This is a genomic window from Streptomyces sp. NPDC002588 (assembly GCF_040295925.1).
In the GTDB taxonomy this organism is placed as follows: Bacteria; Actinomycetota; Actinomycetes; order Streptomycetales; family Streptomycetaceae; genus Streptomyces.
Genome location: NZ_JBEOWF010000005.1, coordinates 1 through 25737, shown reverse-complemented (window position 1 = coordinate 25737; position 25737 = coordinate 1). Strand labels below are relative to the sequence as shown.

The window sequence follows — 25737 nt, the reverse complement described above, 5'->3', positions numbered from 1 at the left end:
AACTGGGGGGAATCACGGTGCTGCTGGGGAATCACGGTCGTGCCGTGGGATTCACGGTGCTGCGGTACCGGCGGCGGAACAGGCGGGGCACAGGCCCCAGTAGATGACCTCGGCCTCGTCGACGGCGAAGCCGCGGTCGTCCGACGCTGTCAGACAGGGGGCGTGGCCGACCGCGCAGTCGACGTCGGCGACGATGCCGCACGACCGGCACACGAGATGGTGGTGGTTGTCCCCGACGCGTCCCTCGAACCGCGCAGGGGAGCCCGGCGGTTCGAGACGGCGTACGAGTCCGGCCGCGGTCAGCGCGTGCAGCGCCTCGTACACGGCCTGTACGGAGATGTGGCCCACGCGGTCGCGCACTCCGGACGCGATCGCGTCGACGTCCAGGTGGTCACCGTCCCGGACGGTCTCGAGCAGTGCGACACGGGCGGCCGTCACCCGCAGGCCGACACCGCGCAGCTCTTCGGCGACGGTTTGGGGCTGGGGTGCAGTCATGGGGCCAACCTACTGCCCTAAAGACGAATAGTTCAAGAAAGCGAGCACGCCAAGTTTGGGGTGTCGCCGTGGGGTCGGTGGGGTGGGAGAGGCCGCGTGCCAGAATGGGCGGGCCGTCCGTCCGTACTGATCCACCGAGGTTCCGCCGTGATCAAGCCCGTGGCCCGCGAGCCGCAGCGACGCAATTCGCGGTCCAACCGGGCGCGCATTCTGGCCACGGCCCGCCGCGAGCTCGGCCGCAACCCCGACATCACCCTGGAGGAGCTGGCCCGCGCCTCCGGTGTCGTACGGCGCACCCTCTTCGGACACTTCCCCGGGCGCGCGGCCCTGCTGGAGGCGCTCGCCGAGGAGGCCTCCGAGACACTGCGGGGCGTGCTGGAGGTCGCCAGGCGGCCGGCGGAACCGGCCGACCGGGCGCTCGCGCACTTCGTGTACTGCATCTGGCCCGTGGGCGACCGCTACCGGCTGCTCCTGGCGCTGGCTCGCCGCGACCTCGGTGTGGAGCGCGTCGCCGAGATCCTGGCCCCGGCCCGCGACGAGGTCACGGCCATCCTGGAGCGCGGCCAGCGCGACGGCGTCTTCCATGCGCAGTTGCCGCCCGCGGTGCTGAGCGCCGGTCTCGAGGCCATGCACTTCGCCCTGCTGGAGCAGGTCAACACCGGAGCGCTGGAGGACGACGGCACCCGTACCGCCGTCGTCACCCTCATCGCGGCCGGCGTCCCGGCGGACCGGGCCTGCGCCGTGGCCGAGGAGACCGCCCCGCCGGCGCCGACGACGGAGCCCGACGGCGGGGAGTGACCTCGCGGCGGTCCCGGCGCCGTCGCCCATGAGTACGAGGCTCTGCCCGCCCGGGTCCGTCTCCGTGCCCTCTCCGCGTTCCTGACGCTCCACCCGCCCGTCCGCCCACCCGCCTGGTCCTGCGAGCCGGCGGGTCGCGTCGCCATGCCCCGCTCGGTCCGTCTCGCTGCCGTCACCCCTGCACCCCTCTATTTGCACACCCATGGGCAATCGCGTAGTCTGCACACCAGTGGGCAATTATTCGTCGCCGCTAGGAGTCCCGATGCCCTTCGTCGCCAACACGCCCGTCGAGAAGACGACCGGGCCGTACGCACGGCGCTGGTGGGCCCTGCTCGTGCTCTGCCTGAGTCTGCTGATCGTGGTCATGGCGAACACCTCGCTGATCGTGGCCGCCCCGGACATGACCCGGGACCTCGGGCTGAGCAGCAGCGACCTGCAGTGGGTCATCGACGGCTACACCGTCCCGTACGCCGCGCTGATGCTGGTGCTGGGCTCGATCGGCGACAAGTACAGCCGCCGCGGAGCGCTGATCGCCGGCCTGGTGATCTTCGCCGGCGGCTCCGTGATGGGCAGCCTGGTCGACGAGACCGCCCTCGTGATCACGGCCCGCGCGATCATGGGCGTCGGTGCTGCCGTGGTCATGCCGGCCACGCTCTCGCTGCTGGTGGCGATCTTCCCCAGGGAGGAGCGGGTCCGGGCCATCACGGCCTGGACGGCCACCTCGGGTCTGGCCATCGCCGTGGGACCGCTGGTCGCCGGCTGGCTGCTGGAGAGCCACGCCTGGGGCTCGACCTTCCTGATCAACGTTCCGACAGCCGTCCTCGCGGTCGTCGGCGCCGTGGCCCTGGTGCCGCCGTCCAAGGCGGACCGGGCGGGCCGGATCGACTACGTCGGCGGTCTGCTCTCGATCGTCTCCGTCGGCTCCCTGGTCTACGCGATCATCGAGGGCCCGCACTTCGGCTGGGGCGCCGGCCCGGTGGGCGCGGCCGTCGTCGCGGGGGCCGGCCTGGTGGCCTTCGTCGCCTGGGAGCTGCGACACCCGCACCCCATGCTGGACGTGCGCAAGTTCCGGCTGCGCTCCTTCAGCGGCTCGATGACGGCGGTCCTGTTCTTCTTCTTCGGCACCTTCGGCTCGGTCTACTACGCGACGCAGTTCCTGCAGTTCGTCCTGGGCTACGACGCTCTGGAGACCGGCGTCCGTCTGCTGCCGCTGGCGGGTGCCGTGTTCGTCGGCGCGGCCGTCACCGGCAGGCTGACCCCGAAGCTCGGTATGAAGCCGATGGTGGTTGCAGGTATGGCCGTCGGCACCGCGGGCGTCCTCCTGCTCACCCGGATCGACACGGGCTCGACGTACGCCGACTTCGTGCCGACCATGCTGATGCTGGGCTTCGCGATCGGCCTGAGCGTCTCCCCGGCCACCGACACCATCATGGGCTCCTTCCCGGAGAGCGAGCTGGGCGTCGGGGGCGGCGCCAACGACACCGCGCTGGAGCTCGGCGGTTCCCTCGGTATCGCGATCCTGGGCTCGCTGCTGGGCACCGCCTACAAGGACAGGCTGACCGACCTGGTCGGCGGTCGGCTGCCGGCCGCCGCGCTGGACACCGCGAAGGACTCCGTCGGCGGTGGCCTGGCGGTCGCGGAGCGGATCGCGAAGACGTCGTCCGCCGGTCCGCAGCAGGCGCAGGCCCTGGTGGACGCGGTCCACGAGGCCTTCGCCCACGGTGTCGCCCGGACCAGCCTGGTCGGCGGGATCATCATGGCGGCCGGAACCCTGGTCGTCCTCGCCGTCCTGCCGGGCCGCAAGGCCGCCGCGAAGCAGGGTGACGGCGAGGAGAAGGCGGAGGTCGCGGAGCTCGTCGGCGCGAAGTAGAGGCGCGGGGGATCGGGTGCGGCGGAGGCCGGGCGTCAGGACACGCCCGGCCTCCGCGTCCTGTCAGTCGCCGGCCCCGACCGGCTCCGCCGGGGCGGTCCCCGCCTCGGCTTCGGCGGGCTCGGGTTCGGCTTGCTCGGTTGCCGGGTGCTCGGTTGCCTGGCGCTCGGTTTCGTCGTGCCTCCCCACCACCAGCCCGCTCATCGCGGCGCACTGCTCCGGCCCCATGACCCGGGCCAGGGCCGTGGTGACCGTCTCGGCGAGCGCGCCGGAGGCCTCCCGCAGCAGTTCGCGGGCCTTGTCGGTGAGGGCGATCTCGACGCCCCGCTTGTCACCGCAGACCGACTTGCGGGTGACGAGGCCGGCGTGCTGGAGGCAGGCGACCTGGTAGGTGAGTCGGGTCTTGGGGCGGCCCAGCAGCTCCGCGACCCGCGTCATGCGCAGCCCCTCCCGGGGCTGTTCCGCGAGCAGACACAGGATCAGGAACTCGTCGTGCGAGACGTCCAGCCGATCCTTCACGACCGCGCGCAGCCGCTGCTCCACCGCTCCCGTGGCGGCGAGCAGGACCATCCATGCGCGCAGCTCGGGCGGCAGTAGCCCCCCGCTCCGGGAGCTCGGACATTCAGGCAGGTCGGGGGCGTGCTCCTCGGGGTCGGCCATGACCCGATTCTACCTGTCATCCATTTTTGGACCGACGGGTTGTTCAGATTTGGATTACTCGATAGCGTTGGCGCCCGCAGTCTCATCCAAATTTGGACAAGCGGGCTCGTGCCCCATCGATGTGAGGGATGATCATGACCGTCGCCGTGGAAACCGGACTCTGGCAGCTCGACGCGGGCGCCTCCACCGTCGCGCTCAAGCACAAGACGATGTGGGGCCTGGTGACCGTCAAGGGGACCTTCGCCGCCGTGCGCGGCAATGGTGAGGTGGCCGCCGACGGTTCCGCCACCGGCACCCTGACCCTGGACGCCGCCTCCCTCGACACGAAGAACGCCAAGCGCGACGAGCACCTGCGCGGCGCCGACTTCTTCGACGCCGCGAACCACCCCGAGATCACCTACGCGGTGCGTTCCGCCGAACTCCGCGACGGCGCGGTCCAGGTGTCCGGCCAGCTCACCGTGCGCGGCATCAGCAGGCCGCACTCCTTCACCGCCCGGCTGACCGGCGCGGACGCCGACGCCCTCACCCTGGACGCCGAATTCACCGTGGACCGGGGCGAGTTCGGCCTGGACTGGAACCAGCTCGGCATGATCCGCGGACTGACGACCATCGCCACCGCGCTCCGCTTCACCCGCACGGCCTAGGCCTGACGTACCGTCAGTTCAGCCTGGTGAACGGGCGTCCCGCCCCGCCCCGGACCGGCCGCGCAGTCGAGGCGACGGTGCCCGCAGCGCGGGACCCACGTCCGTGCTGGACAGCGTCTGCGGATCCGCCGTGAACGCCCGCAGCCGGATCCGTACGCCCGGCCGCGGCACGTGGAACCTCCGGGCGGGCGGCCGGAGTTCGTAGCGGGCGGTGGCGTGGGCGGGCAGGGTGCGCGGACCGCCGGTGATCCTCCAGTACGGGTCCATGCCCTGGCCGGTGGTGAGGGTGAAGTGCGGAGTGAGCGCGGTGTCACCGGTGTTGGTGACCCGTACGGTGAGCAGGGACACGGCGGTCGGCGACGGATGCCGGACCGCCACGACCCGCATCCGCAGCGGCGGCGTCCCGGTCGCGGCGACTGCGCCGCTCGCCAGGGCGGGCAGCAGCACCAGCGCGACCGCGGCGAGGCGGACGGGCCGCCGCCGCGGACCCGCCATCAGCCGGGGCCGTGGCTGCCACGCGCCGGCGAACTCCGACAGCGGCGCGGTGACCGCGGACGCCACCCACAGCGGCGTCATGATCAGGTAGTAGCCGTCCTGGGACCGCGTCGCCAGGAAGAAGGCGCACCAGGGCAGCACGGTCGCCACCGGCCCCAGCCGCCGTACGAACAGCACGAACAGCGCCAGCAGCCCCGCCGCGAGCAGCAGGCTCGCATGCCCGTACCAGTCGATCCGGTCGCTGCCGTTCGTGAGGTACAGCGAGACACCGATCAGGCCCTGACCGTGCAGCACCGCGCCCTGCGTCAGCGGCAGCGCGATCCCCTGGAACCAGCCCCGCGGCTGCTGCGCCAGGAAGTACGTGTTGATCAGCAGCCATGCGGTGGCGGCGACCCCGGTCAGCCGCAGCAGCACACCCGCCGCGGCCCGCGGGCCCAGCTCGCCGCGGCGCACCGCGTAGATCCCGGCCAGCAGGAACGGCGCGACGAACCAGGGGAGTTGCTGCGCGGCACAGGCCGCGCCCAGACACACCGCACGGGCGACCCCCGTCCGGCCGAGCCGCCCGCCCGCTCCGATCCGCGGCCAGCGCACCGCCACCGGCAGCAGCAGCGCCATAGAGAGGATCGCCGGGTAGCCCAGCCGTGCGTACGACGGCAGCATCCCGAACCCCAGGCACACCATCGTCGCGGCCGGCCGCCACGGCACGGGCAGCATCCGCCACAGCGTCACCGCGCCGGCCAGCAGCGCGCCGGTCGCCATGGCCGTCGCGGGGGCGCCCTGGTGCCCGAGCCACAGCAGCGGCACGGTCAGCAGCGGGGCGAGCGGGGGATAGCCGTACGTGTAGTCGTAACCGCCGTACACGGTCGGGGTGCGGGCGACGCCGTGGTCGAAGAGCCAGGGCCAGGGCTGTCCGTAGACCGGGGAGCCGCCCGCGATCTCCCGGGCCGCCTGCGTGGTGAGCAGCCCCTCGTCGCCGCCCTTGTGGGCCATGACCCAGGCACACAGCACGAGGGTGAGGGCGGTCACCAGCACGCACAGGTCGACGCGGGCGAGCGAGCGGGTCCGCCGTACGACGAGCGCGAGCACCCCGCACACCAGAATCGACGCGTAGCAGACCGAGATCACCGCGGCCACGGCGACCCGGTGGCTCGCGGCCTGGGTCCAGACGGCGCGGGTGCCGATGAGGAGACTGACGTCGGCGAGCAGGGTCAGGACCCGGTGCCACTGCGCGGGGTTTTCCGGAGGGGCGGACACCGCCGACTGCGTCCGCCGGCCGGGTGTCAGCAGCGTGTCGTCTGCCAGTTGCACAGTGGAGGAACCTAATCGGGCCCGGTGAAAGCGCTGCTCCCGGATGTGAAGATTCCGGTGTGCGGGTGGTAAGAAGCCTGGGTGGGACGCCTGTGGCGGTCGCGGTCCGTGTCGCTGTTGGGCCGAACGGGTGACTTGGCGTAAGAATTGACCGGTGCAGTCAATGAGTGCGAGTCAGTCCGGGGGGAAACGGTGAACCGATACGACGTCACCGATGAACAGTGGGAAGGGCTCGCTCAGGTGGTTCCGTTGCGGGGCCGGGACGCGTGGCCGTCGGCGGTGGGCCACCGCGCGCTGCCCGACGCGGAGACGGAGGCCCGCCGGCGCTTCGTCGTCCTGCGGGTCAACGTCTTCGCGGACGCCCGCGAGGTCGCCGAGACCCTCATGGCGGGCATCCCGGTGCTGCTCGACCTCACCGGGGCGGAGACCGAGGTCGCCAAACGCGTCCTCGACTTCTCCACCGGCGTCGTCTTCGGCCTCGCCAGCGGGATGCACCGGGTCGACCGCAACGTCTTCCTCCTCACCCCGCCCGGCACGGAGGTCAGCGGGATCATGGAAGGGGCCGGGGTACCGGGGGTCTGAGAGGGGCACGCGCGAGGCGGGTGCGCCGGTGGTTCACGTCGGTTCACGTCGGTTCACCTGGGCTCGCATCGGTACGGCACGGCAGGCCGTGTCAGCGCCCCTGGTCGCCCGATCGTAGGAAGCTCCCCCGGAGGGAACGGTTCGCCGGACCCAGGGAGTCCTACGGTCCGCATATGACCCCGCCCCGTGCCACCTCGGCCGCCCCGGCCCCCGCCTCCTCCCCGGCCACCCTGCCCGAGCCGGCAGCCCCACCCGCTCCCGCCCGTGACCACCCCCTCCGCCCCTGTCTCACCGAGCTGCGGCTCTCCGCCTTCGCCGGGCATCGGGGGGTGCGTGTCCCCCTGGGGCCGGTCACTCTCGTCGCGGGGGCCAGCGGGAGCGGGAAGACCACCGCGGTGCGGGCGTACGAGGCGCTGGCGCGGCTCGGCGGCGGGACCCGGCTCGGGGACGTGTTCCCGGATCCCCGCGCCTGCGTCCCCGAGCGGTCCCGCCCCGACGCCCAGCGCCGCCGCGGCTTCCGTATCGGCTGCACCGCCGACGGACCCGAGGGGCCGGTCCGGCTCGACATCGCAGTACAGGCCGAACCCGAGCTGCGCATCGTGGGGGAGCGGCTGAGCACGGGCGGCACCGTCCTCCTCGAGACCGCCCTGCGCGACCCCGCACGGCGTACGGTGCAGGCCGCCTGGCACACCGCCGGATCCGCGCCCGTCACCCGCGCCCCCCTCCCCGACGACCGGCTCGGCACCGCCCTGCTCCCGCTGCGCGTCGCCGGGAAGACCGACGGGCAACGGCAGGTCCTCGCCGCCGCCGAACAGATGGTCGTCGCCCTGCGCTCCGTCTTCGCCTGCGATCCGCAGCCGGAGTGGATGGGCGCCCCGGTTCCCATCGGTTCGGGACGGCTGCTCGGCGGCTGCGACAACCTCGCCGACGTCGTCTGGCGCACCCGCGAGCAGTGCGCACGGCGGCACGCGCAACTGGTCTCGGCCCTGGACGTAGGCTGCGCCGGGCCGGTCGTCGACCTGCGCGCCGAGCCGCTGCCCGACGGCACCGTCCGCGCTGTCCTCGACCGCGGCGACGGCACCGCCACGGAACTCGCCCGGCTGGGATACGGCGAACTGCGCCACGTCGCCCTCGCTCTGGTCCTGCTCACCGGTCCCGGCGTCCTCGACCTGGACACGGCCGGCGAGGTGCCGTCCGCGATGCAGGCGTTCACCCTCCTCGCCGACAACTTCGACCGGGGGCTGGACGTACGGCAGCGCGCCGGACTGCTGCGGCTGGCCGTGCGGACGGCCGAGCGCGGGCACGTCCGCTGCGTCGGCGCGGTGAGCGACGCGTCCTGGGCCGTACGGACGAAAGGAGTGACGGTGGTACACCTGGGGCCGTGACCCAGCACCCCCAGCACCCCCAGCACCCCCAGCGCCCCGAGCACCCCGAACACCTCGACGTCGCACAACTGCAGCGCAGGCTGGCCGAGTTCGCGGCCGTGCGGAACTGGCAGCCCTTCCACACCCCCAAGAACCTCGTCGCCGCGCTCAGCGTGGAGGCCTCCGAACTGGTCGAGATCTTCCAGTGGCTGACCCCGGAGGAGTCGGCGCGGGTCATGGACGACCCCGAGACCGCCCACCGGGTGACGGACGAGGTCGCCGACGTGCTCGCCTATCTGCTGCAACTGTGCGAGGTGCTCGGCATCGACCCGCTCACCGCCCTGGACGCGAAGATCGACCGCAACGAGCGGCGATTCCCGGCGCCTTGAGCCGTCGTCAGGAGCCGTGCCTGTGGACAACTCTGGATTTCCGCGATCCGCTTTCACTCTCCGGAGTCATGAGGCGGTCCGAAACCGATTTGTTGTCCACAGATTTCCGTCATCCTCTGGCTTTTCGCCCCACGGACCCTCACTCTGGGTAGTGGAACACTCTCTGTGCGCAAGGCCGGCTGCGAGATCGGCTGCCAGATCGGGTGCCAGGGAGTTCGGGCGGACGTGCGAGGAGCACGTCGGGACAGACGGGGGCGGCGCATGGACGCGGTGTGGCTCATCCTGGCAAGCAGGCGTGCGCTCGCGGGCAGCGGCGATCGGACGGGGATCCTCACGGAGGTGTGGCAGGCGCAGGCCCTGGCACAGGCGATAGGCAGCCGCCTCGCCGTCTCGGGTCCGCCGGAACTGCGCGGCGAGGCACTGGGACTGACCGAGCTGGCGGGCCGGGGATGCGGTGTGCTGGACACGCCCGACCTCGACACCGCCGACCTGCGCGCCGCCCAGCTCACCGAGCTGGACGACGCCCGCGCGGCCCTGCTCGACCTGGGCGGACTGCTCGGTGAGGTCGGCATCGCCCTGGTCGGCCTGGCCAGCGCGGCGGACGACCAGGGCACGTACTGGCAGTGCATGGAGGCGATCGACGCGGCGGACGAGTCCAGGGACCGGGTCATGGAGATGCTGCGCAAACTCGCGGCGAGAGAGGAGAGGGAGGAGAGAGAAGCGGGAGAGGCGAGAGAGGAGAGGACGGAGACAGGCACGAGACAGGGCGTCTTACCGGAGTGCTGAGCGCCTTCAGTGCACCCGCCGAGTCCACCAACCCCGCGCCCCGCGCGGATGCTCTTCACCCGGCCGGGGAGCAGGGGGCCCGGGGGTGCCGATGGGGTTGACGGGAAGCCCGGCAGGCAGGATGGAGGTATGGATTTTCGTATTTTCACCGAGCCCCAGCAGGGTGCCAGTTACGACACCCTCCTCACCGTGGCGAAGGCCACCGAAGACCTCGGCTTCGACGCCTTCTTCCGTTCCGATCACTACCTCAAGATGGGCCCAGGGGACGGCCTCCCGGGTTCCACGGACGCCTGGATCACCCTCGCCGGGCTCGCCCGCGAGACCAAGCGGATCCGGCTCGGCACCCTCATGACCGCCGCCACCTTCCGGCTGCCGGGCGTCCTCGCCATCCAGGTCGCACAGGTGGACCAGATGTCCGGCGGCCGCGTCGAACTCGGCCTGGGCGCGGGCTGGTTCGAGGAGGAGCACACGGCGTACGGCATACCCTTCCCGAAGGAGAAGTTCGGCCGTCTCGAAGAGCAGCTGGAGATCGTCACCGGCCTGTGGGCCACCGAGCCCGGCAAGACCTACGAGTTCCACGGCAAGTACTACGAGCTCAAGGACTCACCCGCGCTGCCCAAGCCCGCGCAGCCCAAGATCCCGGTCCTGGTCGGCGGCAACGGCGCGAGCCGTACGCCCCGGCTGACGGCCCGGTTCGCCGACGAGTTCAACATGCCCTTCGGCTCGGTCGAGGACAGCGCCGCCCAGTTCGGCCGGGTGCGTGCCGCCGCCGAGGAGATCGGCCGCGACCCGGGCGCGATCACCCTCTCCAACGCCCTGGTCGTGTGCGTCGGCAAGGACGACCAGGAGGTCGCCCGCCGCGCCGCCGCGATCGGCCGCAAGGTCGACGAGCTCAAGGCCAACGGCCTGGCCGGCACCCCGGGCGAGGTCGTCGAGAAGATCGGCCGCTACGCCGAGGCCGGCTCGACCCGCTTCTACCTCCAGATCCTCGACCTGCACGATCTGGACCACCTGGAGCTGATCTCCGCGCAGGTGCAGTCCCAGCTGTCGTAGGAGGCAGGGCGGTCGCGTGGCCCGGCCGGACATCGTGGTCCGACTTGTGCGGCTTGTCGGGTGTGTTCGGTGATCGGGCGGGCGACCGCCCGGCACTCCGTCATCTGTGACACGGCTGTGACCGGAACTGTGGCCTCCGCCACAGGCGTCCGGGACCGGCCCCTGATGAGGTGACCGGATGCGCCGGCCCCGCGGTACCCGCCCAGCCCTGACGGCCGCCGCCGTCCTGCTGCTCTGCGCCACGGCGTGCGGAACGGAACGCGCGGGTCCGGCCGGCGGAGCCGGCGCGGCGTCCCCGGCGCCCAGGACCCAGGTCACCGACCCGCCGGTGGACGGCGTACGGATCACCGCGGTCACCGTTCCCTCCGCCGCCGGCTCCCGTGTCTCGGCCGCCTACGAGGTCACCAACGACGGCAGGGAGTCGTACACGTACACCGTGCTCTTCTCCTTCACGGCGAGCGACGGCGGGGCGGTGGGCAACCAGCGCGAGACCGTGTCCGGGGTGGGGGCGGGCCGGACGGTACGGGGAACCGTCGGGATGGACGTGCTCGTGCCGGGCGCCCCCCGGGTGACGGCGGCCAAGGTCATCCGGGTCACCAAGGTCCCCACGGCCGAGGCGCCGGCCGAGGCGGGCGTCTGCCCGCCCTCCGGGATCCGCCTCACGGCGGACGAGGGCGACGCGGCGATGGGCCTGCGCGTCGTCGGACTGCACCTGGAGAACTGCGGGGAGAAGGACTACTCCCTCGACGGATATCCGCAGTTGAGCCTGCTGGACAAGGAGCACCGTCCGGTCGGAGGAGTCCGGATCCTCCGCGGCGGCGACAGCATCGCCACCGGAACCGGATACGACGACCCGCCCACTGCCTTCACCCTGAAGCCCGGCGAGACCGCCGTCTCCGGGCTGGTCTGGCGCAACACCGACACCGACGTGACCACCGAGCCGCTGAACGTCCCGTATGTCCGCGTCCGGGCGAAGTCCGGCGCCGCGCCGGTCATGGTGACCCCGCAGCTGGACCTGGGCACCACCGGGAAGCTGGGCGTCGGGGCGTGGCGGCGGGCGGAGCGGTAGCCGGTGAAATTCCGCGTCCCCGCGCACCGTTTCTCGGTACGTTGGAGAGGCGCGCGAGCGCACGACCAGCGCTTTCGCCCGTTCCTCAGTCCTTCGCCCGTTCCCCAGCCCTTCGCTTCCTCCGAGACCGAACCCTTCCGAGGCGACCCACCGTGTTCCTGACGATCACCACCACCGGCACCCCCGAGCGCCCCGCCACCGACCTGGGCTATCTGCTGCACAAGCATCCCGGGAAAGCGCAGGCGTTCTCCGTCTCCTACGGCAAGGCGCACGTCCTCTACCCCGAGGCCGACGCCCAGCGCTGCACTGCGGCGCTGCTGCTGGAGGTGGATGCCGTGGCGCTGGTGAGGCGCGGCAAGGGCAAGGGCCGCGGCGGCGCCCCCGACGCGGCGCTCGCCCAGTACGTCAACGACCGCCCGTACGCGGCCTCCTCGCTGCTCGCCGTCGCGCTGAGCGCCGTCTTCTCCAGCGCGATCCGGGGCGTGTGCGCCGCGAAGCCCGAACTCCCCGAGCAGACCAGGCCGTTGCGGGTCGAGGTGCCCGCGCTGCCCGCCCGGGGCGGCCCGGAGCTCGTACGCCGCCTCTTCGAACCGCTCGGCTGGGCGGTGACCGTCGCCCCGGTGCCGCTCGACCCGCGGTTCCCGGCGTGGGGCGACTCGCGGTACGTGGGTCTCGTCCTGGAGTCGGAGTCGCTGACCCTCGCCGAGGCACTGCGGCATCTGTATGTGCTGCTGCCGGTCCTCGACGACGCCAAGCACTACTGGGTCTCCTCCGACGAGGTCGACAAGCTGTTGCGGGCGGGCGAGGGCTGGCTGCCCGGGCACCCCGAGCAGAAGCTGATCACCAGCCGTTACCTCTCGCGCCGCTGGTCGCTGACCCGGCAGGCGATGGAGCGGCTGGAGCTGGTGCGGCTCGCGGAGGCCGACGACAGCGAGGTCGAGGACATCGACAACGCGGTCGAGGCGGAGGCGGAGACCGAGGAGAAGCCGACCCCGCTCGCGGTGCAACGGCGGGACGCGATCATCGCCGCGCTGAAGGCGTCCGGTGCCGCCCGCGTCCTCGACCTCGGCTGCGGCCAGGGCTCGTTGGTGCAGGCGCTGCTGAAGGACCCGAGGTTCACCGAGATCGTCGGCGTCGACGTGTCGGTGCGGGCGCTCACCATCGCCGCCCGGCGGCTGAAGCTGGACCGGATGGGCGAGCGGCAGGCATCCCGTGTGCAGCTCTTCCAGGGCTCCCTCGCGTACACCGACACCCGCCTCAAGGGGTATGACGCCGCCGTGCTCAGCGAGGTGATCGAGCACCTCGACCTGCCCCGGCTGCCGGCCCTGGAGTACGCGGTGTTCGGCTCGGCCCGCCCCCGCACGGTCCTGGTGACGACTCCGAACGTCGAGTACAACGTCCGCTGGGAGTCCCTCCCGGCGGGCCATGCCCGGCACGGCGACCACCGCTTCGAGTGGACCCGCGAGGAGTTCCGGTCGTGGGCGGCCGCGGTGGCCGAACGGCACGGCTACGAGGTCGCGTTCGTGCCCGTTGGGCCGGACGACCCGGAAGTGGGACCGCCCACGCAGATGGCCGTTTTCACCCTGGGCACGGCCACGACGAAGACCACGAACGAGAAGGAGGCGCAGGCGGCATGACCGAGACACAGCACAAGGGCCGGAAGCTGCCCGTCACCGACCTCTCCCTCGTCGTCCTGATCGGCGCCTCCGGTTCCGGCAAGTCGACCTTCGCCGGCCGGCACTTCAAGCCCACCGAGGTCATCTCCTCCGACTTCTGCCGGGGCCTGGTCTCCGACGACGAGAACGACCAGAGCGCGACCCGGGACGCCTTCGACGTCCTGCACTACATCGCGGGCAAGCGGCTCGCGGCCGGCCGCCGCACGGTGGTCGACGCCACCAGCGTCCAGCAGGACGCCCGCCGCCAACTGGTCGACCTGGCCAGGAAGTACGACGTGCTGCCCATCGCCGTCGTGCTGGACGTGCCGGAGGAGGTGTGCGCCGAGCGCAACGCCTCCCGCACCGACCGCGCCGACATGCCGCGCCGGGTCATCCAGCGCCACATCCGTGAACTCCGCCGCTCGATCAGGCACCTGGAGCGTGAGGGCTTCCGCAAGGTGCACATCCTGCGGGGTGTCGAGGACATCGAGCACGCCACCGTCGTCACCGAGAAGCGCTTCAACGACCTGACCCACCTCACCGGCCCGTTCGACATCATCGGCGACATCCACGGCTGCTCGTCCGAACTGGAGTCGCTGCTCGGCAAGTTGGGATACACGGACGGCGTCCACCCGGAGGGCCGGCAGGCGGTCTTCGTCGGCGACCTCGTCGACCGGGGCCCGGACAGCCCTGCTGTGCTGCGCCGCGTCATGTCGATGGTCAAGTCGGGCAACGCCCTGTGCGTCCCCGGCAACCACGAGAACAAGTACGGCCGTCACCTCAAGGGCCGCATGGTCCAGCACACCCACGGACTGGCCGAGACCATCGAGCAGATGGCCGAGGAGAGTGAGGAGTTCCACGCCGAGGTGAGGGAGTTCATCGACGGCCTGGTCAGTCACTACGTCCTGGACGGCGGCCGGCTGGTGGTCTGCCACGCCGGTCTGCCGGAGAAGTACCACGGCCGCACCTCCGGCCGGGTCCGCTCGCACGCCCTGTACGGCGAGACCACCGGTGAGACCGACGAGTTCGGTCTGCCGGTGCGCTACCCGTGGGCGGAGGACTACCGGGGCCGCGCGGCGGTGGTCTACGGCCACACCCCCGTCCCGGAGGCCAGTTGGCTGAACAACACCATCTGCCTGGACACCGGCGCGGTCTTCGGCGGCAGGCTGACGGCGCTGCGCTGGCCGGAGCGCGAGCTGGTCGACGTACCGGCGGAGCAGGTCTGGTACGAGCCGGTGAAGCCGCTGCGGTCCGAGGCGCCCGGCGGCCGCGACGGGCGTCCGCTGGATCTGGCGGACGTCCACGGCCGGCGGATCGTCGAGACCCGGTACGAGGGGCAGGCCCGGATCTCGATCCGGGAGGAGAACGCGTCCGCGGCGCTGGAGGTCATGAGCCGCTTCGCGATCGACCCGCGGCTGCTGCCGTACCTGCCGCCCACCATGGCACCGACGGCGACCAGCCACGTCGACGGCTACCTGGAGCACCCGGCGGAGGCGTTCGCGCAGTACGCCGCGGACGGGGTCGCGCGGGTCGTGTGCGAGGAGAAGCACATGGGCTCGCGGGCGGTGGTCCTGGTGTGCCGCGACGCGGAGGCGGCCCGTAGGCGTTTCGGGGTGGACGGACCGACCGGCTCCCTCTACACCCGCACCGGCCGTCCCTTCTTCGACGACGAGTCGGTGACGGAGGAGATCCTCGGCCGGGTGCGCGCGGCGGTCGACGAGGCGGGCCTGTGGTCGGAGCTCGCCGCACCCGACAGCGCCTCCGGCCCGGTGGACTGGCTGCTGCTGGACGCCGAGCTGATGCCGTGGTCCCTGAAGGCGTCCGGGCTGCTGCGTTCCCAGTACGCGGCCGTGGGTGCCGCGTCCGGGGCGGTGTTCCCGGGCGCCCTGGCCGCGCTCGAGGGCGCGGCGGCCCGGGGGATCGACGTGTCGGACCTGCTGGCCCGGCAGCGTGAACGCGCCTCGGACGCGGCCGCGTTCACGGAGGCGTACCGCCGCTACTGCTGGACGACGGACGGTCTGGACGGTGTACGCCTGGCCCCGTTCCAGATCCTGGCGGTCCAGGGCCGCAGTCTGGCCTCCCTGCCCCACGACGGCCAGCTGGCCCTGCTCGACCGGCTGGTGGAGCACGACTCCACCGGTCTGCTGCAGACCACGCGCCGGCTGTACGTCGACACCGCCGACCCCGAGTCGGTGCGGGCCGGCGTCGACTGGTGGCTGGAGATGACGGGCCGCGGCGGCGAGGGCATGGTCGTCAAGCCGCTGGGGGCGGTGGTACGGGACGGGCAGGGCCGGCTGGTGCAGCCCGGCATCAAGTGCCGGGGCCGCGAGTACCTGCGGATCATCTACGGCCCCGAGTACACCCGCCCGGACAACCTGGCCCGTCTGCGCGGCCGCTTCCTGAACCACAAGCGCTCCCTCGCCGTCCGCGAGTACGCGCTCGGTCTGGAGGCCCTGGACCGGCTGGCGGAGGGCGAGCCGCTGTGGCGTGTCCACGAGGCGGTCTTCGGAGTGCTGGCCCTGGAGTCGGAACCGGTCGACCCGCGGCTGTGAGAGAGCGCCTCGTGGCCTCCCTCGGCGGGCAGGACTCGACGGCGACGTGCCGGGGAAGGCGTACGGCGGGTGGCACTCGGCTCAGCCGATCAGCCGCAGTGCCGTCTCCGCCTTCCCCACCCGCACCGTCTGGCCCCAGGTGAGTTCCAGCGCGTCGTTCTCGATGCCGTCGCCGAAGGCGACGAGGCGTTCGGACTCGACGACGAGACTCAACCGGTCTCCCGCCGCCAGCTCACCCGCGACCAGGGCCGTTCCCGTCGCCGGGGACGGCCAGGCCTCCCGTACGAACCACAGCAGGCGGTCCTCCGTCGGGCCGGGCAGCGGGAGGCCGCCGCCCCGCTCGCCCCACACCGAGCGGATCCAGCCGGTCGCCCCGGTGCCGGTGCCGATCAGCACCCCCGAGGAGGCCTGGGCCTCGACGACACCCCCGTCGTCCTCGAGGCCCAGGCGGTAGCGGGCGGTCTGGTGACCGGCGGCGCCGAGGTAGATCTCGTTCAGTGCCAGCAGCCGCTGGGTGTCGTCGGCGACGGCCTCCACCATGGTGAGTTCGTCGGCGGCGCAGTCCCGCGCCGACGGCAGCAGGGCCGCCGCGTCCGTGGGCCGGTGCCGTACCAGCACCCCCGGATTGCGTCCCGGCTCGGTGTCGATGCCCACCACCGGCTGTCCGGCCAGGTACTTGGCGACATTGGCCACCAGCCCGTCCTGGCCCACCACGATCACCACGTCCTCCGGTGCGAAGAGGAAGCGGTCCAAGTCGGTTCGTTCGACACGGGTTTGACGCCATGTCAGTGGTATCGCCGAGGTCACCTCCGCCAGGGCCCGTTTTGTACGGCGGTGGCGCTCCGCGATCTCCTCGATGTCCCGGCCCCGCGAGGAGAGGAAGAAGGCGGCCTGGCCGTGCGTGCCGTGCCGGGCCACCAACTCCTCGTACTCCGTGGTGCGATGGACCAGCACGGCCCGCGGGGCGAGGCTCACTCCCGCGCTCCCAGCTTGGCCAGCAGCCCGGTCAGCACGTCCGGCGACACGGTCACGCTGTCGATGTGCGGAAGGTTCTCCGCGAGGCGGCTGCCGGTGAGGGCGTGCAGCGTCGACACGTCGACGTCGGCGTGCACCCGCAGCCAGGCCGCCTGGGCCGCCGCCCGCGCCTCGCCCACCTCGCGCGCCGCCTCGGCCTCCGCGCGGGCCAGCCGTACGGTACGGGTCGCCTCCGCCTCCGCGAGCCGCTCGGTGCGCTGTGCCTCCGCCTCGGACAGCCGTACCTGCTTCGCGGCCTCAGCCTCCGCCAGTCGTACCGTGCGGGTCGCCTCCGCCTCCGCCCGCACCTTGTCCGCGGCCGCGCCCTCCTCGGCCTCGCGGCGCGTGTTCGTACCCCGCTGCTCGACCAACTGCTCCTCGCGCCGGGCCAGTTCGATCCTGCTGGCCAGTTCGTTCTCGGCGATGGTCCGCTCCCGCTCGACGGCCACCGCCCGCCGCTCATAGGTCGCCCGGTCGGCCTCCTGCTGGATCTGCTCGCGGGCCGGGGTGCGCAGCGCCCGCTCCACCTCCGGCTCGGGGCGCAGCGCCACGACCCGGACGGCCACGATCTCGAGGCCGGTGGCCGGCAGCCGCGGCTCCGCGGCCAGTCCCGCCGCGACCCGCTCCCGTACCGACGCCACCCCGTCGACCAGCGCCGCCGCCAGCGACGTACGGGCGAGGACGTCGAGCGCGTGCTGCTGGGCGGTCTCGGTCAGCAGGGTGCCGAGCTGTTCCAGGGGCGCGCCCCGCCAGATGCCGGTGTCCGGGTCGATGGAGAAGTCGAGCCGGGCGGCGGCCACGGCCGGGTCGCTGATCCGGTAGGTCACCGTCGCCTGCACCGTGACGTCCTGGAAGTCGACGGTACGGGCGTGGAAGGTCATGGCCAGCTCACGGTCGTCGACCGGCACTTCGGACAGCGCCGCGGTCAGCGAACGGAACCAGAAGCTGAGTCCGGGGCCGTCGTGCACGAGCTTGCCCGAGCGGTGGTGGCGGATGTGTGCCGTCGGCGCGCCCCGCAGATGACGCAGGCCCAGCCGCCGGGTGATGTCGGCCATGGGTGATCCCCCCTCGAAACCGTACCTTTTCTCGTCACTGCGACGATAATCGGGCGGCCTACTTGTCGTCAAGGGGACGAAAATTACGGCTGGGGAACAAACGCCACGGAAACGGTCCCGCCATGGGTGAAGACGGTCCCCGTTGGTCAGGATGGAGACATGGGATTCCATGTCGACTCCGAGGCCGGGCGGCTGCGCCGCGTCATCCTGCACCGGCCGGATCTCGAGCTCAAAAGGCTCACCCCCAGCAACAAGGACGCGCTGCTCTTCGACGACGTGCTGTGGGTGCGCCGGGCGCGCGCCGAGCACGACGGATTCGCCGACGTGCTGCGCGACCGGGGTGTCGAAGTGCACCTCTTCGGCGACCTCCTCGTCGAGGCCCTGGAGCTCCCGGCGGCCCGCGCCCTCGTCCTGGACCGCGTCTTCGACGAGAAGGAGTACGGGGTGCTCGCCACCGACCACCTGCGTGCCGCCTTCGAGAACATGTCCGCGGCCGACCTGGCCGAGAGCCTCGTCGGCGGCATGACCAAACGCGAGTTCCTCCAGGCCCACCCCGAGCCGACGTCCGTGCGCTTCCACGTCATGGACCTCGACGACTTCCTCCTCGCCCCGCTCCCCAACCATCTCTTCACCCGCGACACCTCCGCCTGGATCTACGACGGGGTCGCCGTCAACGCCATGCGCTGGCCCGCCCGGCAGCGCGAGACCGTGCACTTCGAGGCGATCTACCGGCACCACCCCCTCTTCCGTGGTGAAACGTTCCGCGTCTGGTCCGAGGGGCAGTCGGACTACCCGTCCACGATCGAGGGCGGGGACGTCCTCGTCATCGGCAACGGCGCGGTGCTCATCGGGATGAGCGAGCGGACCACCCCGCAGGCCGTCGAGATGCTCGCCCACAAACTGTTCGCGGCCGGTTCGGCGCAGACCATCGTCGCCCTCGACATGCCGAAGCGGCGCGCCTTCATGCACCTCGACACCGTGATGACGATGGTCGACGGCGACACCTTCACCCAGTACGCGGGCCTCGGCATGCTCCGCTCGTACACCATCGAGCCGGGCACCGGGGAGAAGGAGTTGAAGGTCACCGACCACCCGCCGGAGCACATGCACCGCGCGATCGCCGCCGCCCTCGGCCTCAGTGAGATCCGGGTGCTCACCGCCACCCAGGACGTGCACGCGGCCGAGCGCGAGCAGTGGGACGACGGCTGCAACGTCCTCGCCGTCGAACCGGGCGTGGTCGTCGCCTATGAACGCAACGCCACCACCAACACCCACCTGCGCAAGCGGGGCATCGAGGTGATCGAGATCCCGGGCAGCGAGCTGGGCCGGGGGAGGGGCGGGCCGCGCTGTATGAGCTGTCCGGTCGAACGGGATGCCGTCTAGCCGTACGCGTGTCCTGTCGGTCGAGTGCCCGTCCGACTACCGTACGGGTGTCTGTATATAAATGCTGAAGGTCGTATAGACTTCCAAGGGTCCCTGTCACTGCACCTCTGCACGCACCTCTTGGAGCGCCCCCATGGCGACAGTCCCGACCGCCCTCGCCGGCCGCCACTTCCTCAAGGAACTGGACTTCACCGAGGACGAGTTCCGCGGTCTGATCGAGCTGGCCGCCGAGCTGAAGGCCGCCAAGAAGGCCGGGACGGAAACCCAGTACCTGCGCGGCCGGAACATCGCGCTGATCTTCGAGAAGACCTCGACGCGCACCCGCTGCGCTTTCGAGGTCGCCGCCGCCGACCAGGGCGCGTCCACCACCTACCTCGACCCGTCGGGCTCGCAGATCGGCCACAAGGAGTCGGTGAAGGACACCGCGCGCGTGCTGGGCCGGATGTACGACGGCATCGAGTACCGCGGCGACAGCCAGCAGAAGGTCGAGGAACTCGCCGCGTACGCGGGCGTCCCCGTCTACAACGGGCTCACCGACGACTGGCACCCCACCCAGATGCTGGCCGAGGTGCTGACGATGACCGAGCACAGCGCCAAACCGCTGAAGGAGATCGCCTTCGCCTACCTGGGCGACGCCCGCTTCAACATGGGCAACTCCTACCTGGTCACCGGCGCCCTGCTCGGCATGGACGTGCGCATCGTCGCCCCCAAGACCTACTGGCCCGCCCAGGAGATCGTCGACCGGGCCCGCGAGCTCGCCGTCACCAGCGGCGCCCGCATCACCCTGACCGAGTCACTGGACGAGGGCGTCCCCGGCGCGGACTTCGTCGCCACCGACGTCTGGGTGTCCATGGGGGAGCCCAAGGAGGTCTGGGACGAACGGATCGCCGCGCTCGGCCCGTACGCGGTGACCATGGACGTCCTGCGCGCCACCGGCAACCCGGACGTCAAGTTCCTGCACTGTCTGCCGGCCTTCCACGACCTCGGCACCAAGGTCGGCCAGGAGATCCACGCGACCCACGGTCTCGATTCCCTCGAGGTGACGGACGAGGTCTTCGAGTCGGTCCACTCGGTCGTCTTCGACGAGGCGGAGAACCGCATGCACACCATCAAGGCCGTGCTGGTCGCCACCCTGATCCGGGGCTGACCGGGCTCAGACCTGCCGCGGCCGCCACTGCGGCGGGACCGAGGTCAGCCGGAACCACACCGCCTTGCCCTTCTCGGTGGGGCGGTGCCCGCAGGACGAGCTCAGGGCGCGGATCAGCAGCAGTCCGCGCCCGTGTTCCTGCCACGGGTCGGGCTCCCCGCCGGCCGGCCGGGTGAGGTCGCCCGGCGGCAGCGGGTCGTGGTCGTGCACCTCGACCTGGCAGCCGGTCGGCCGCAGTTCCACCACCAGCTCTATCGGGGCGTCCCCCGCCGCGGTGTGCTCCACGGCGTTCGCCACCAGCTCGGCGGTCAGCAGTTCGGCGGTGTCGCTGTCCGCCGAGTGCTCCAGCTCCGCCAGCGCCGTGCGGACCAGCGCGCGGGCCACCGGCACTGCCGCGGCGGAGTGCGGCAGTGCTATCCGCCAGGAGGCGGTCGAGTCGGAGGGGCGATCTTGCAAGGCAGGTCCGTTCATGGCGCAGGGTCCCGTGATCGACATCAGACGGTCCTGCTTTCAGCTTCAGGAAGGATACGGCGGCCGTCGGCGGGAGCGCTCACCGGGCGCCGTACGGGACCCTCGGCCCCGCTACCGGACGGCTTACCCCGGACAACGGCCCGCCTCGCACACCCACTCCCGTTGTTACCGCGTTATTGACGACCGGTGACACTTTGATCGATCACCCGGCGCCTGCCGGCGGCCCGCCCTGGTATCGCGCACTCATGACGACAGTCACATACAGGTGATAACTTCGGGAGTGACCGTCGAGGAGGCCGCCCTGATGAGTCCCTTCACCGGATCCGCCGCGCGCACCGCCCGCTGGGAACACCTCCGCGTCGAGTACACCGACGGGGTCGCCACCGTCACGCTCAACCGCCCCGCCAAGCTCAACGCCCTCACCTTCGGCGCCTACGCCGACCTGCGCGATCTGCTCGCCGAGCTGTCCCGGGAGCGCTCGGTCCGCGCCCTGGTGCTGGCCGGCGAGGGCCGCGGCTTCTGCTCCGGCGGGGACGTCGACGAGATCATCGGCGCCACCCTCGCCCTCGACACCGCCCAGCTCCTCGACTTCAACCGGATGACCGGCCAGGTCGTGCGGGCCGTGCGGGAGTGCCCGTTCCCGGTGATCGCGGCCGTGCACGGCGTCGCCGCCGGCGCCGGAGCGGTCCTCGCCCTGGCCGCGGACTTCCGGGTCGCCGACCCCACGGCCCGCTTCTCGTTCCTCTTCACCCGCGTCGGCCTCTCCGGCGGCGACATGGGTGCCGCCTACCTCCTGCCCCGGGTGGTCGGCCTGGGCCACGCGACCCGCCTCCTCATGCTGGGCGAGCCGGTCCGGGCCCCCGAGGCCGAGCGGATCGGCCTGATCAGCGAGCTCGCGGAGGACGGCGGAGCGGACCGGGCCGCCCGGACCCTGGCCCGCCGCCTGGCCGAGGGCCCGGCCCTGGCGCACGCCCAGACGAAGGCCCTGCTGACGGCCGAGCTGGACATGCCGCTCGCGGCCGCGGTGGAACTCGACGCCGCGACCCAGGCCCTCCTGATGAACGGCGAGGACTACGCGGAGTTCCACGCGGCCTTCACGGAGAAGCGCCCTCCGAAGTGGCGGGGGCGATGATGCCCGCCTCAGGGACGAACCACCCCCGACGCATCGCGATCATCGGCGGCGGCCCGGGCGGACTGTACGCGGCGGCGCTACTGAAACGCCTCGACCCGTCCCGCGAGACAACCCTCTGGGAACGCAACACCCCCGACGACACCTTCGGCTTCGGAGTCGTCCTCTCCGACGAGACCCTCGGCGGCATGGAGCATGCCGACCCCGCCGTCCACCAGGCCCTCCAACGGGACTTCGTCCGGTGGAACGACATAGACATCGTCCACCGCGGCACCCGCCAGACCGCCGGCGGCCACGGCTTCGCCGCCCTCGGCAGGAAGCGCCTCCTGGAGATCCTGCACGAGCGCTGCCGCACCCTCGGCGTGGACCTGCGCCTGCGCACCGAGGCGCCGTATCCGTCCTGGCTGGCCGAGACCTACGACCTCGTCATCGCCGCCGACGGAGTGCACAGCACGACCCGCGAGGCGTACGCCGACGCCTTCCGCCCCCGGCTGACGCCCCACCGCTGCCGGTACATCTGGCTCGCCGCCGACTTCGCCTTCGACGCCTTCCGCTTCGAGATCGCCGAGACCGAGCACGGCGTGATGCAACTGCACGGCTACCCGTACGCGGCGGACGCCTCCACCGTGATCGTGGAGATGCGCGAGGAGGTCTGGAGAGCGGCCGGTTTCGACGAACTCGGCGAGCACGAGTCCATCGGGCGCTGCGCCAGGATCTTCACGGACGCCCTCGGCGGACGGCCCCTGAAGTCGAACAACTCCACCTGGACCACCTTCCGCACGGTCGTCAACGAACGCTGGTCGCACGGCAACGTCGTCCTCCTGGGCGACGCCGCCCACACCGCCCACTTCTCCATCGGCTCCGGCACCAAGCTCGCCGTCGAGGACGCGCTGGCACTCGCGGCCTGCCTGTCCGAACAGCCCACCCTGGAAAGCGCGTTGAGCGCCTACGAGGCGGAACGACGGCCCGTCGTCGCCTCCACCCAGCGGGCCGCCCGCGCCAGCCTGGAGTGGTTCGAGAACCTCGCCCTCCATGTCGGCCAGCGCCCCCGCCGCTTCGCCTTCAACCTGCTCACCCGCAGCCGCCGCGTCACCCACGACAACCTGCGCCTGCGCGACGCGCGCTTCACCGAGGCCGTGGAGCGGGAGTTCGGCTGTCCGCCCGGAACACCCCCGATGTTCACCCCGTTCCGGCTGCGCGGCCTGACCCTGCGCAACCGGGTCGTCGTCTCGCCCATGGACATGTACTCCGCCACCGACGGCGTCCCCGGCGACTTCCACCTCGTGCACCTCGGCGCCCGCGCCCTCGGCGGGGCGGGACTGGTGATGACCGAGATGGTGTGCGTGTCCCCCGAGGGCCGCATCACGCCAGGCTGCACCGGGCTCTACACCGCCGGACAGGCCGACGCCTGGCGCCGGATCACCGAGTTCGTGCACACCCGGGCGCCGGGCACCGCGATCGGAGTGCAGCTCGGCCACTGCGGCCGCAAGGGCTCCACCCGGCCCATGTGGGAGGGCATGGACGAGCCGCTTCCCGAGGGCAACTGGCCGCTCGTGGCCGCCTCCCCGCTGCCTTACAAGCCGGGCAGCCAGACCCCGTGCCAGCTCTCGCGCGCCCAACTCACCGATCTGCGCGAACAGTTCGCCTCCGCCGCCGGACGGGCCGCCCGGGCCGGCTTCGATCTGCTCGAACTGCACTGCGCCCACGGCTATTTGCTGTCCGGCTTCCTCTCCCCGCTGACCAACCTGCGTCAGGACGCCTACGGCGGCACGCTCGGTAAACGGCTGCGGTTCCCGCTGGAGGTCTTCGACGCCGTACGCGCGGTGTGGCCCGCGGAGCGCCCGATGACCGTCCGGATCTCCGCCACCGACTGGGCTGACGGCGGGACTTCGGCCGAGGACGCGGTGGAGATCGCCCGCGCCTTCGCCGCGCACGGCGCCGACGCGATCGACGTGTCCACCGGCCAGGTCGTCGCCGACGAGGAACCGGAGTTCGGACGGTCGTACCAGACGCCGTTCGCGGAACGCATCCGCCACTCGGCGCGGATCCCGGTGATCGCCGTCGGCGCGATCTCCTCCTGGGACGACGTCAACTCCCTGATCCTGGCGGGCCGTACGGACCTGTGCGCGCTCGCCCGGCCGCACCTCCACGACCCGAACTGGACCCTCCACGCGGCCGCCGAGCAGGGCTACAGCGGGCCGGGGGCCGACTGGCCCGCCCCCTACCTGGCGGGCAGCCGGCCCCCGCGGACCGGCCGCACGGACGCGCCCAGACCCCGGCTGAGCCTTACGAGGTGACGTCGGCCATGCCCGCGGTGAGCGTCGCGCCGTCCGCCGGGTCGATCAGGATGAACGCGCCTGTGCGACGCGAGAGCCCGTAGTCGTCCAGCGCGAGCGGCTCGGCGGTGCGCAGGGTGATCCGCCCCAGGTCGTTCACCGACAGCGCGGCCGGCCCGCCGAGGTCCCGGACGACCGCCCTGACCGTCCTCGTGGTGTGCCTGAGCAGCACCCGGTCGCCCACCCGCAGCGGACGGTCGGCCAGATGGCACACGGCCGCCCGCACGTCCTGGGTGAGTGTCGGAGCGTCCGTGCCCGCCGTGATCATGTCCCCGCGCGAGACGTCCCGCCGGTCCGCCAGCCGTATCCCGACGGACTGCGGCGCGTACGCCGCTTCGACCTCCTTGCCCAGTACGTCGATCGCGGCGACCTCGGAGGTCTCGCCCGACGGATGCACGGTCACCCGGTCGCCGACCCGCAGGGAGCCCGACACCAACTGGCCCGCGTAGAGGCGGACATCGCCGTGCCGGATGACGTACTGGACGGGGAGGCGGGTGGGCGCGTCGGCGGCGTCCGCGGCGACGGGCACCTGCTCCAGGAACTCCAGCAGCGTGGGTCCGGTGTACCAGTCCAGGCGTGTCGAGCGCTCGACCACGTTGTCCCCGGCGAGCGCCGAGACCGGGACAGGGGTGAAGCCGGGGAGTCCCGACTCGGCGGCGTCGCCCGCGAACTCCTCGACGATGCGCTCGAACACGTCCTGCCCGTAGCCGACCAGGTCCATCTTGTTGACCGCGAGGACCACGTGCGGGACGCGCAGCAGTCCGGCCACGGCGGCATGGCGGCGGGTCTGCTCGACGACGCCGTTGCGGGCGTCGACCAGGATGATCGCCAGTTCGGCGGTGGAGGCGCCGGTGACCATGTTGCGGGTGTACTGCACATGGCCGGGGGTGTCGGCGAGGATGAAGCGGCGGCGGGGGGTGGCGAAGTAGCGGTAGGCCACGTCGATGGTGATGCCCTGTTCGCGTTCGGCGCGCAGTCCGTCGGTGAGCAGGGCGAGGTCGGGGCCTTCCCGGCCGCGGCTCGCCGAGACGCGCTCGACGGCCTCCAGCTGGTCGGTGAGGACCGACTTGGAGTCGTGCAGCAGCCGTCCGACGAGAGTGGACTTGCCGTCGTCGACGGAGCCGGCGGTGGCGAAGCGCAGTGTGTCGACCGTCATGTCTAGAAGTACCCCTCGCGTTTGCGGTCTTCCATCGCGGCCTCGGAGAGCTTGTCGTCGGCGCGGGTGGCGCCGCGCTCGGTGAGCCGGGAGGCGGCGATCTCGGTGATCACGTCGGCCAGCGTCACCGCGTCGGAGTCGACGGCGCCGGTGCAGGACATGTCCCCGACGGTCCGGTACCGAACGAGCCGCTTCTCGACGGTCTCCCCGTCCTTCGGGCCGCCCCACTCGCCGGCGGTCAGCCACATCCCGGCCCGCTGGAACACCTCCCGCTCGTGCGCGAAGTAGATCTCGGGCAGTTCGATGCCCTCGCGGGCGATGTACTG

Annotated in this window: 23 protein-coding genes; 15 read left to right on the top strand and 8 right to left on the bottom strand. The window is 71.9% G+C overall.

Annotated features, from left to right (window positions below; all coding sequences use genetic code 11):
* Positions 1–51 precede the first annotated feature (51 nt).
* The gene (locus ABT057_RS07325; protein ID WP_352341483.1) at positions 52–495 is read right to left on the bottom strand and encodes a Fur family transcriptional regulator; all 444 of its coding nucleotides are present in this window, start codon (positions 493–495) and stop codon (positions 52–54) included.
* 147 nt (positions 496–642) lie between these two features.
* Here ABT057_RS07325 and ABT057_RS07320 point away from each other — a divergent pair, with 147 nt between their 5' ends.
* Both ABT057_RS07320 and ABT057_RS07315 read left to right on the top strand, forming a co-directional pair.
* On the top strand, positions 643–1293 hold the full coding sequence (locus tag ABT057_RS07320) for a TetR/AcrR family transcriptional regulator (RefSeq protein WP_352341482.1): 651 nt from the start codon (positions 643–645) through the stop codon (positions 1291–1293).
* Positions 1294–1555: 262 nt separating this feature from the next.
* The gene (locus ABT057_RS07315; protein ID WP_352341481.1) at positions 1556–3163 is read left to right on the top strand and encodes an MFS transporter; all 1608 of its coding nucleotides are present in this window, start codon (positions 1556–1558) and stop codon (positions 3161–3163) included.
* Between the two features lie 63 nt (positions 3164–3226).
* Here ABT057_RS07315 and ABT057_RS07310 read toward each other — a convergent pair whose 3' ends face one another.
* Positions 3227–3823, bottom strand: a complete 597-nt coding sequence (locus tag ABT057_RS07310) for a MarR family winged helix-turn-helix transcriptional regulator (protein ID WP_352341480.1) — start codon at positions 3821–3823, stop codon at positions 3227–3229.
* A gap of 134 nt (positions 3824–3957) precedes the next feature.
* On the opposite strand from ABT057_RS07310, the gene ABT057_RS07305 reads away from it, so the two are divergent.
* Complete coding sequence (locus ABT057_RS07305; protein WP_352341479.1) at positions 3958–4467, top strand: YceI family protein; 510 nt, start codon at positions 3958–3960, stop codon at positions 4465–4467.
* An 18-nt stretch (positions 4468–4485) separates the two neighbouring features.
* Here the strand turns inward: ABT057_RS07305 and ABT057_RS07300 are convergent, their stop codons facing one another.
* Entirely contained in the window at positions 4486–6270 is a 1785-nt protein-coding gene (locus ABT057_RS07300) for a hypothetical protein (RefSeq protein WP_502973809.1), read from the bottom strand.
* Between the two features lie 192 nt (positions 6271–6462).
* Here ABT057_RS07300 and ABT057_RS07295 point away from each other — a divergent pair, with 192 nt between their 5' ends.
* The 8 genes from ABT057_RS07295 (at position 6463) to ABT057_RS07260 (ending at position 15720) form a co-directional block, all read left to right on the top strand.
* Positions 6463–6852: a cell division protein SepF gene (locus ABT057_RS07295; protein WP_352341478.1), complete on the top strand. Its 390-nt coding sequence runs from the start codon at positions 6463–6465 to the stop codon at positions 6850–6852.
* Between the two features lie 173 nt (positions 6853–7025).
* On the top strand, positions 7026–8237 hold the full coding sequence (locus ABT057_RS07290) for an AAA family ATPase (protein WP_352341477.1): 1212 nt from the start codon (positions 7026–7028) through the stop codon (positions 8235–8237).
* Entirely contained in the window at positions 8234–8605 is a 372-nt protein-coding gene (locus ABT057_RS07285) for a nucleotide pyrophosphohydrolase (RefSeq protein ID WP_352341476.1), read from the top strand. Before ABT057_RS07290 ends, ABT057_RS07285 begins: the two co-directional genes overlap by 4 nt.
* A gap of 261 nt (positions 8606–8866) precedes the next feature.
* Positions 8867–9391, top strand: coding sequence for a DUF6099 family protein (locus tag ABT057_RS07280; RefSeq protein WP_352341664.1), 525 nt, complete (start codon positions 8867–8869; stop codon positions 9389–9391).
* A gap of 129 nt (positions 9392–9520) precedes the next feature.
* A complete protein-coding gene (locus tag ABT057_RS07275; protein ID WP_352341475.1) occupies positions 9521–10444 on the top strand; it encodes an LLM class F420-dependent oxidoreductase in 924 nt (307 codons plus the stop codon).
* A 178-nt stretch (positions 10445–10622) separates the two neighbouring features.
* Positions 10623–11513, top strand: a complete 891-nt coding sequence (locus tag ABT057_RS07270; RefSeq protein ID WP_352341474.1) for a DUF4232 domain-containing protein — start codon at positions 10623–10625, stop codon at positions 11511–11513.
* A 152-nt stretch (positions 11514–11665) separates the two neighbouring features.
* On the top strand, positions 11666–13150 hold the full coding sequence (locus tag ABT057_RS07265; protein ID WP_352341473.1) for a 3' terminal RNA ribose 2'-O-methyltransferase Hen1: 1485 nt from the start codon (positions 11666–11668) through the stop codon (positions 13148–13150).
* Positions 13147–15720 carry a polynucleotide kinase-phosphatase gene (locus ABT057_RS07260; RefSeq protein ID WP_352341472.1) on the top strand — a complete coding sequence of 858 codons (2574 nt, stop codon included), beginning with the start codon at positions 13147–13149 and terminating at the stop codon, positions 15718–15720. Before ABT057_RS07265 ends, ABT057_RS07260 begins: the two co-directional genes overlap by 4 nt.
* A gap of 81 nt (positions 15721–15801) precedes the next feature.
* On the opposite strand, the gene ABT057_RS07255 is transcribed toward ABT057_RS07260, so the two are convergent.
* Both ABT057_RS07255 and ABT057_RS07250 read right to left on the bottom strand, forming a co-directional pair.
* The gene (locus ABT057_RS07255; RefSeq protein WP_352341471.1) at positions 15802–16695 is read right to left on the bottom strand and encodes an NAD(+)/NADH kinase; all 894 of its coding nucleotides are present in this window, start codon (positions 16693–16695) and stop codon (positions 15802–15804) included.
* Positions 16692–17789, bottom strand: a complete 1098-nt coding sequence (locus ABT057_RS07250; RefSeq protein ID WP_352341470.1) for an SPFH domain-containing protein — start codon at positions 17787–17789, stop codon at positions 16692–16694. The genes ABT057_RS07255 and ABT057_RS07250 overlap by 4 nt, the downstream gene beginning before the upstream one ends.
* A gap of 159 nt (positions 17790–17948) precedes the next feature.
* Between ABT057_RS07250 and ABT057_RS07245 the strand changes: the two genes are divergently transcribed.
* Together ABT057_RS07245 and argF are read left to right on the top strand one after the other, a co-directional pair.
* Positions 17949–19172, top strand: a complete 1224-nt coding sequence (locus tag ABT057_RS07245; protein WP_352341469.1) for an arginine deiminase — start codon at positions 17949–17951, stop codon at positions 19170–19172.
* A 133-nt stretch (positions 19173–19305) separates the two neighbouring features.
* Entirely contained in the window at positions 19306–20319 is a 1014-nt protein-coding gene (gene argF, locus ABT057_RS07240; RefSeq protein ID WP_352341468.1) for an ornithine carbamoyltransferase, read from the top strand.
* 6 nt (positions 20320–20325) lie between these two features.
* Here argF and ABT057_RS07235 read toward each other — a convergent pair whose 3' ends face one another.
* Complete coding sequence (locus ABT057_RS07235) at positions 20326–20790, bottom strand: ATP-binding protein (RefSeq protein WP_352341467.1); 465 nt, start codon at positions 20788–20790, stop codon at positions 20326–20328.
* 304 nt (positions 20791–21094) lie between these two features.
* Here ABT057_RS07235 and ABT057_RS07230 point away from each other — a divergent pair, with 304 nt between their 5' ends.
* On the top strand, positions 21095–21922 hold the full coding sequence (locus ABT057_RS07230) for an enoyl-CoA hydratase family protein (RefSeq protein ID WP_352341466.1): 828 nt from the start codon (positions 21095–21097) through the stop codon (positions 21920–21922).
* On the top strand, positions 21919–24216 hold the full coding sequence (locus ABT057_RS07225; RefSeq protein WP_352341465.1) for a bifunctional salicylyl-CoA 5-hydroxylase/oxidoreductase: 2298 nt from the start codon (positions 21919–21921) through the stop codon (positions 24214–24216). Before ABT057_RS07230 ends, ABT057_RS07225 begins: the two co-directional genes overlap by 4 nt.
* On the opposite strand, the gene ABT057_RS07220 is transcribed toward ABT057_RS07225, so the two are convergent.
* Both ABT057_RS07220 and ABT057_RS07215 read right to left on the bottom strand, forming a co-directional pair.
* Positions 24206–25411, bottom strand: a complete 1206-nt coding sequence (locus tag ABT057_RS07220; RefSeq protein WP_352341464.1) for a sulfate adenylyltransferase subunit 1 — start codon at positions 25409–25411, stop codon at positions 24206–24208. The two genes, ABT057_RS07225 and ABT057_RS07220, sit on opposite strands and share 11 nt — an antisense overlap.
* 2 nt (positions 25412–25413) lie before the next feature.
* Positions 25414–25737 (bottom strand): adenine nucleotide alpha hydrolase family protein (locus tag ABT057_RS07215; protein ID WP_502973807.1); only part of this gene is annotated, 324 nt, incomplete at its 5' end.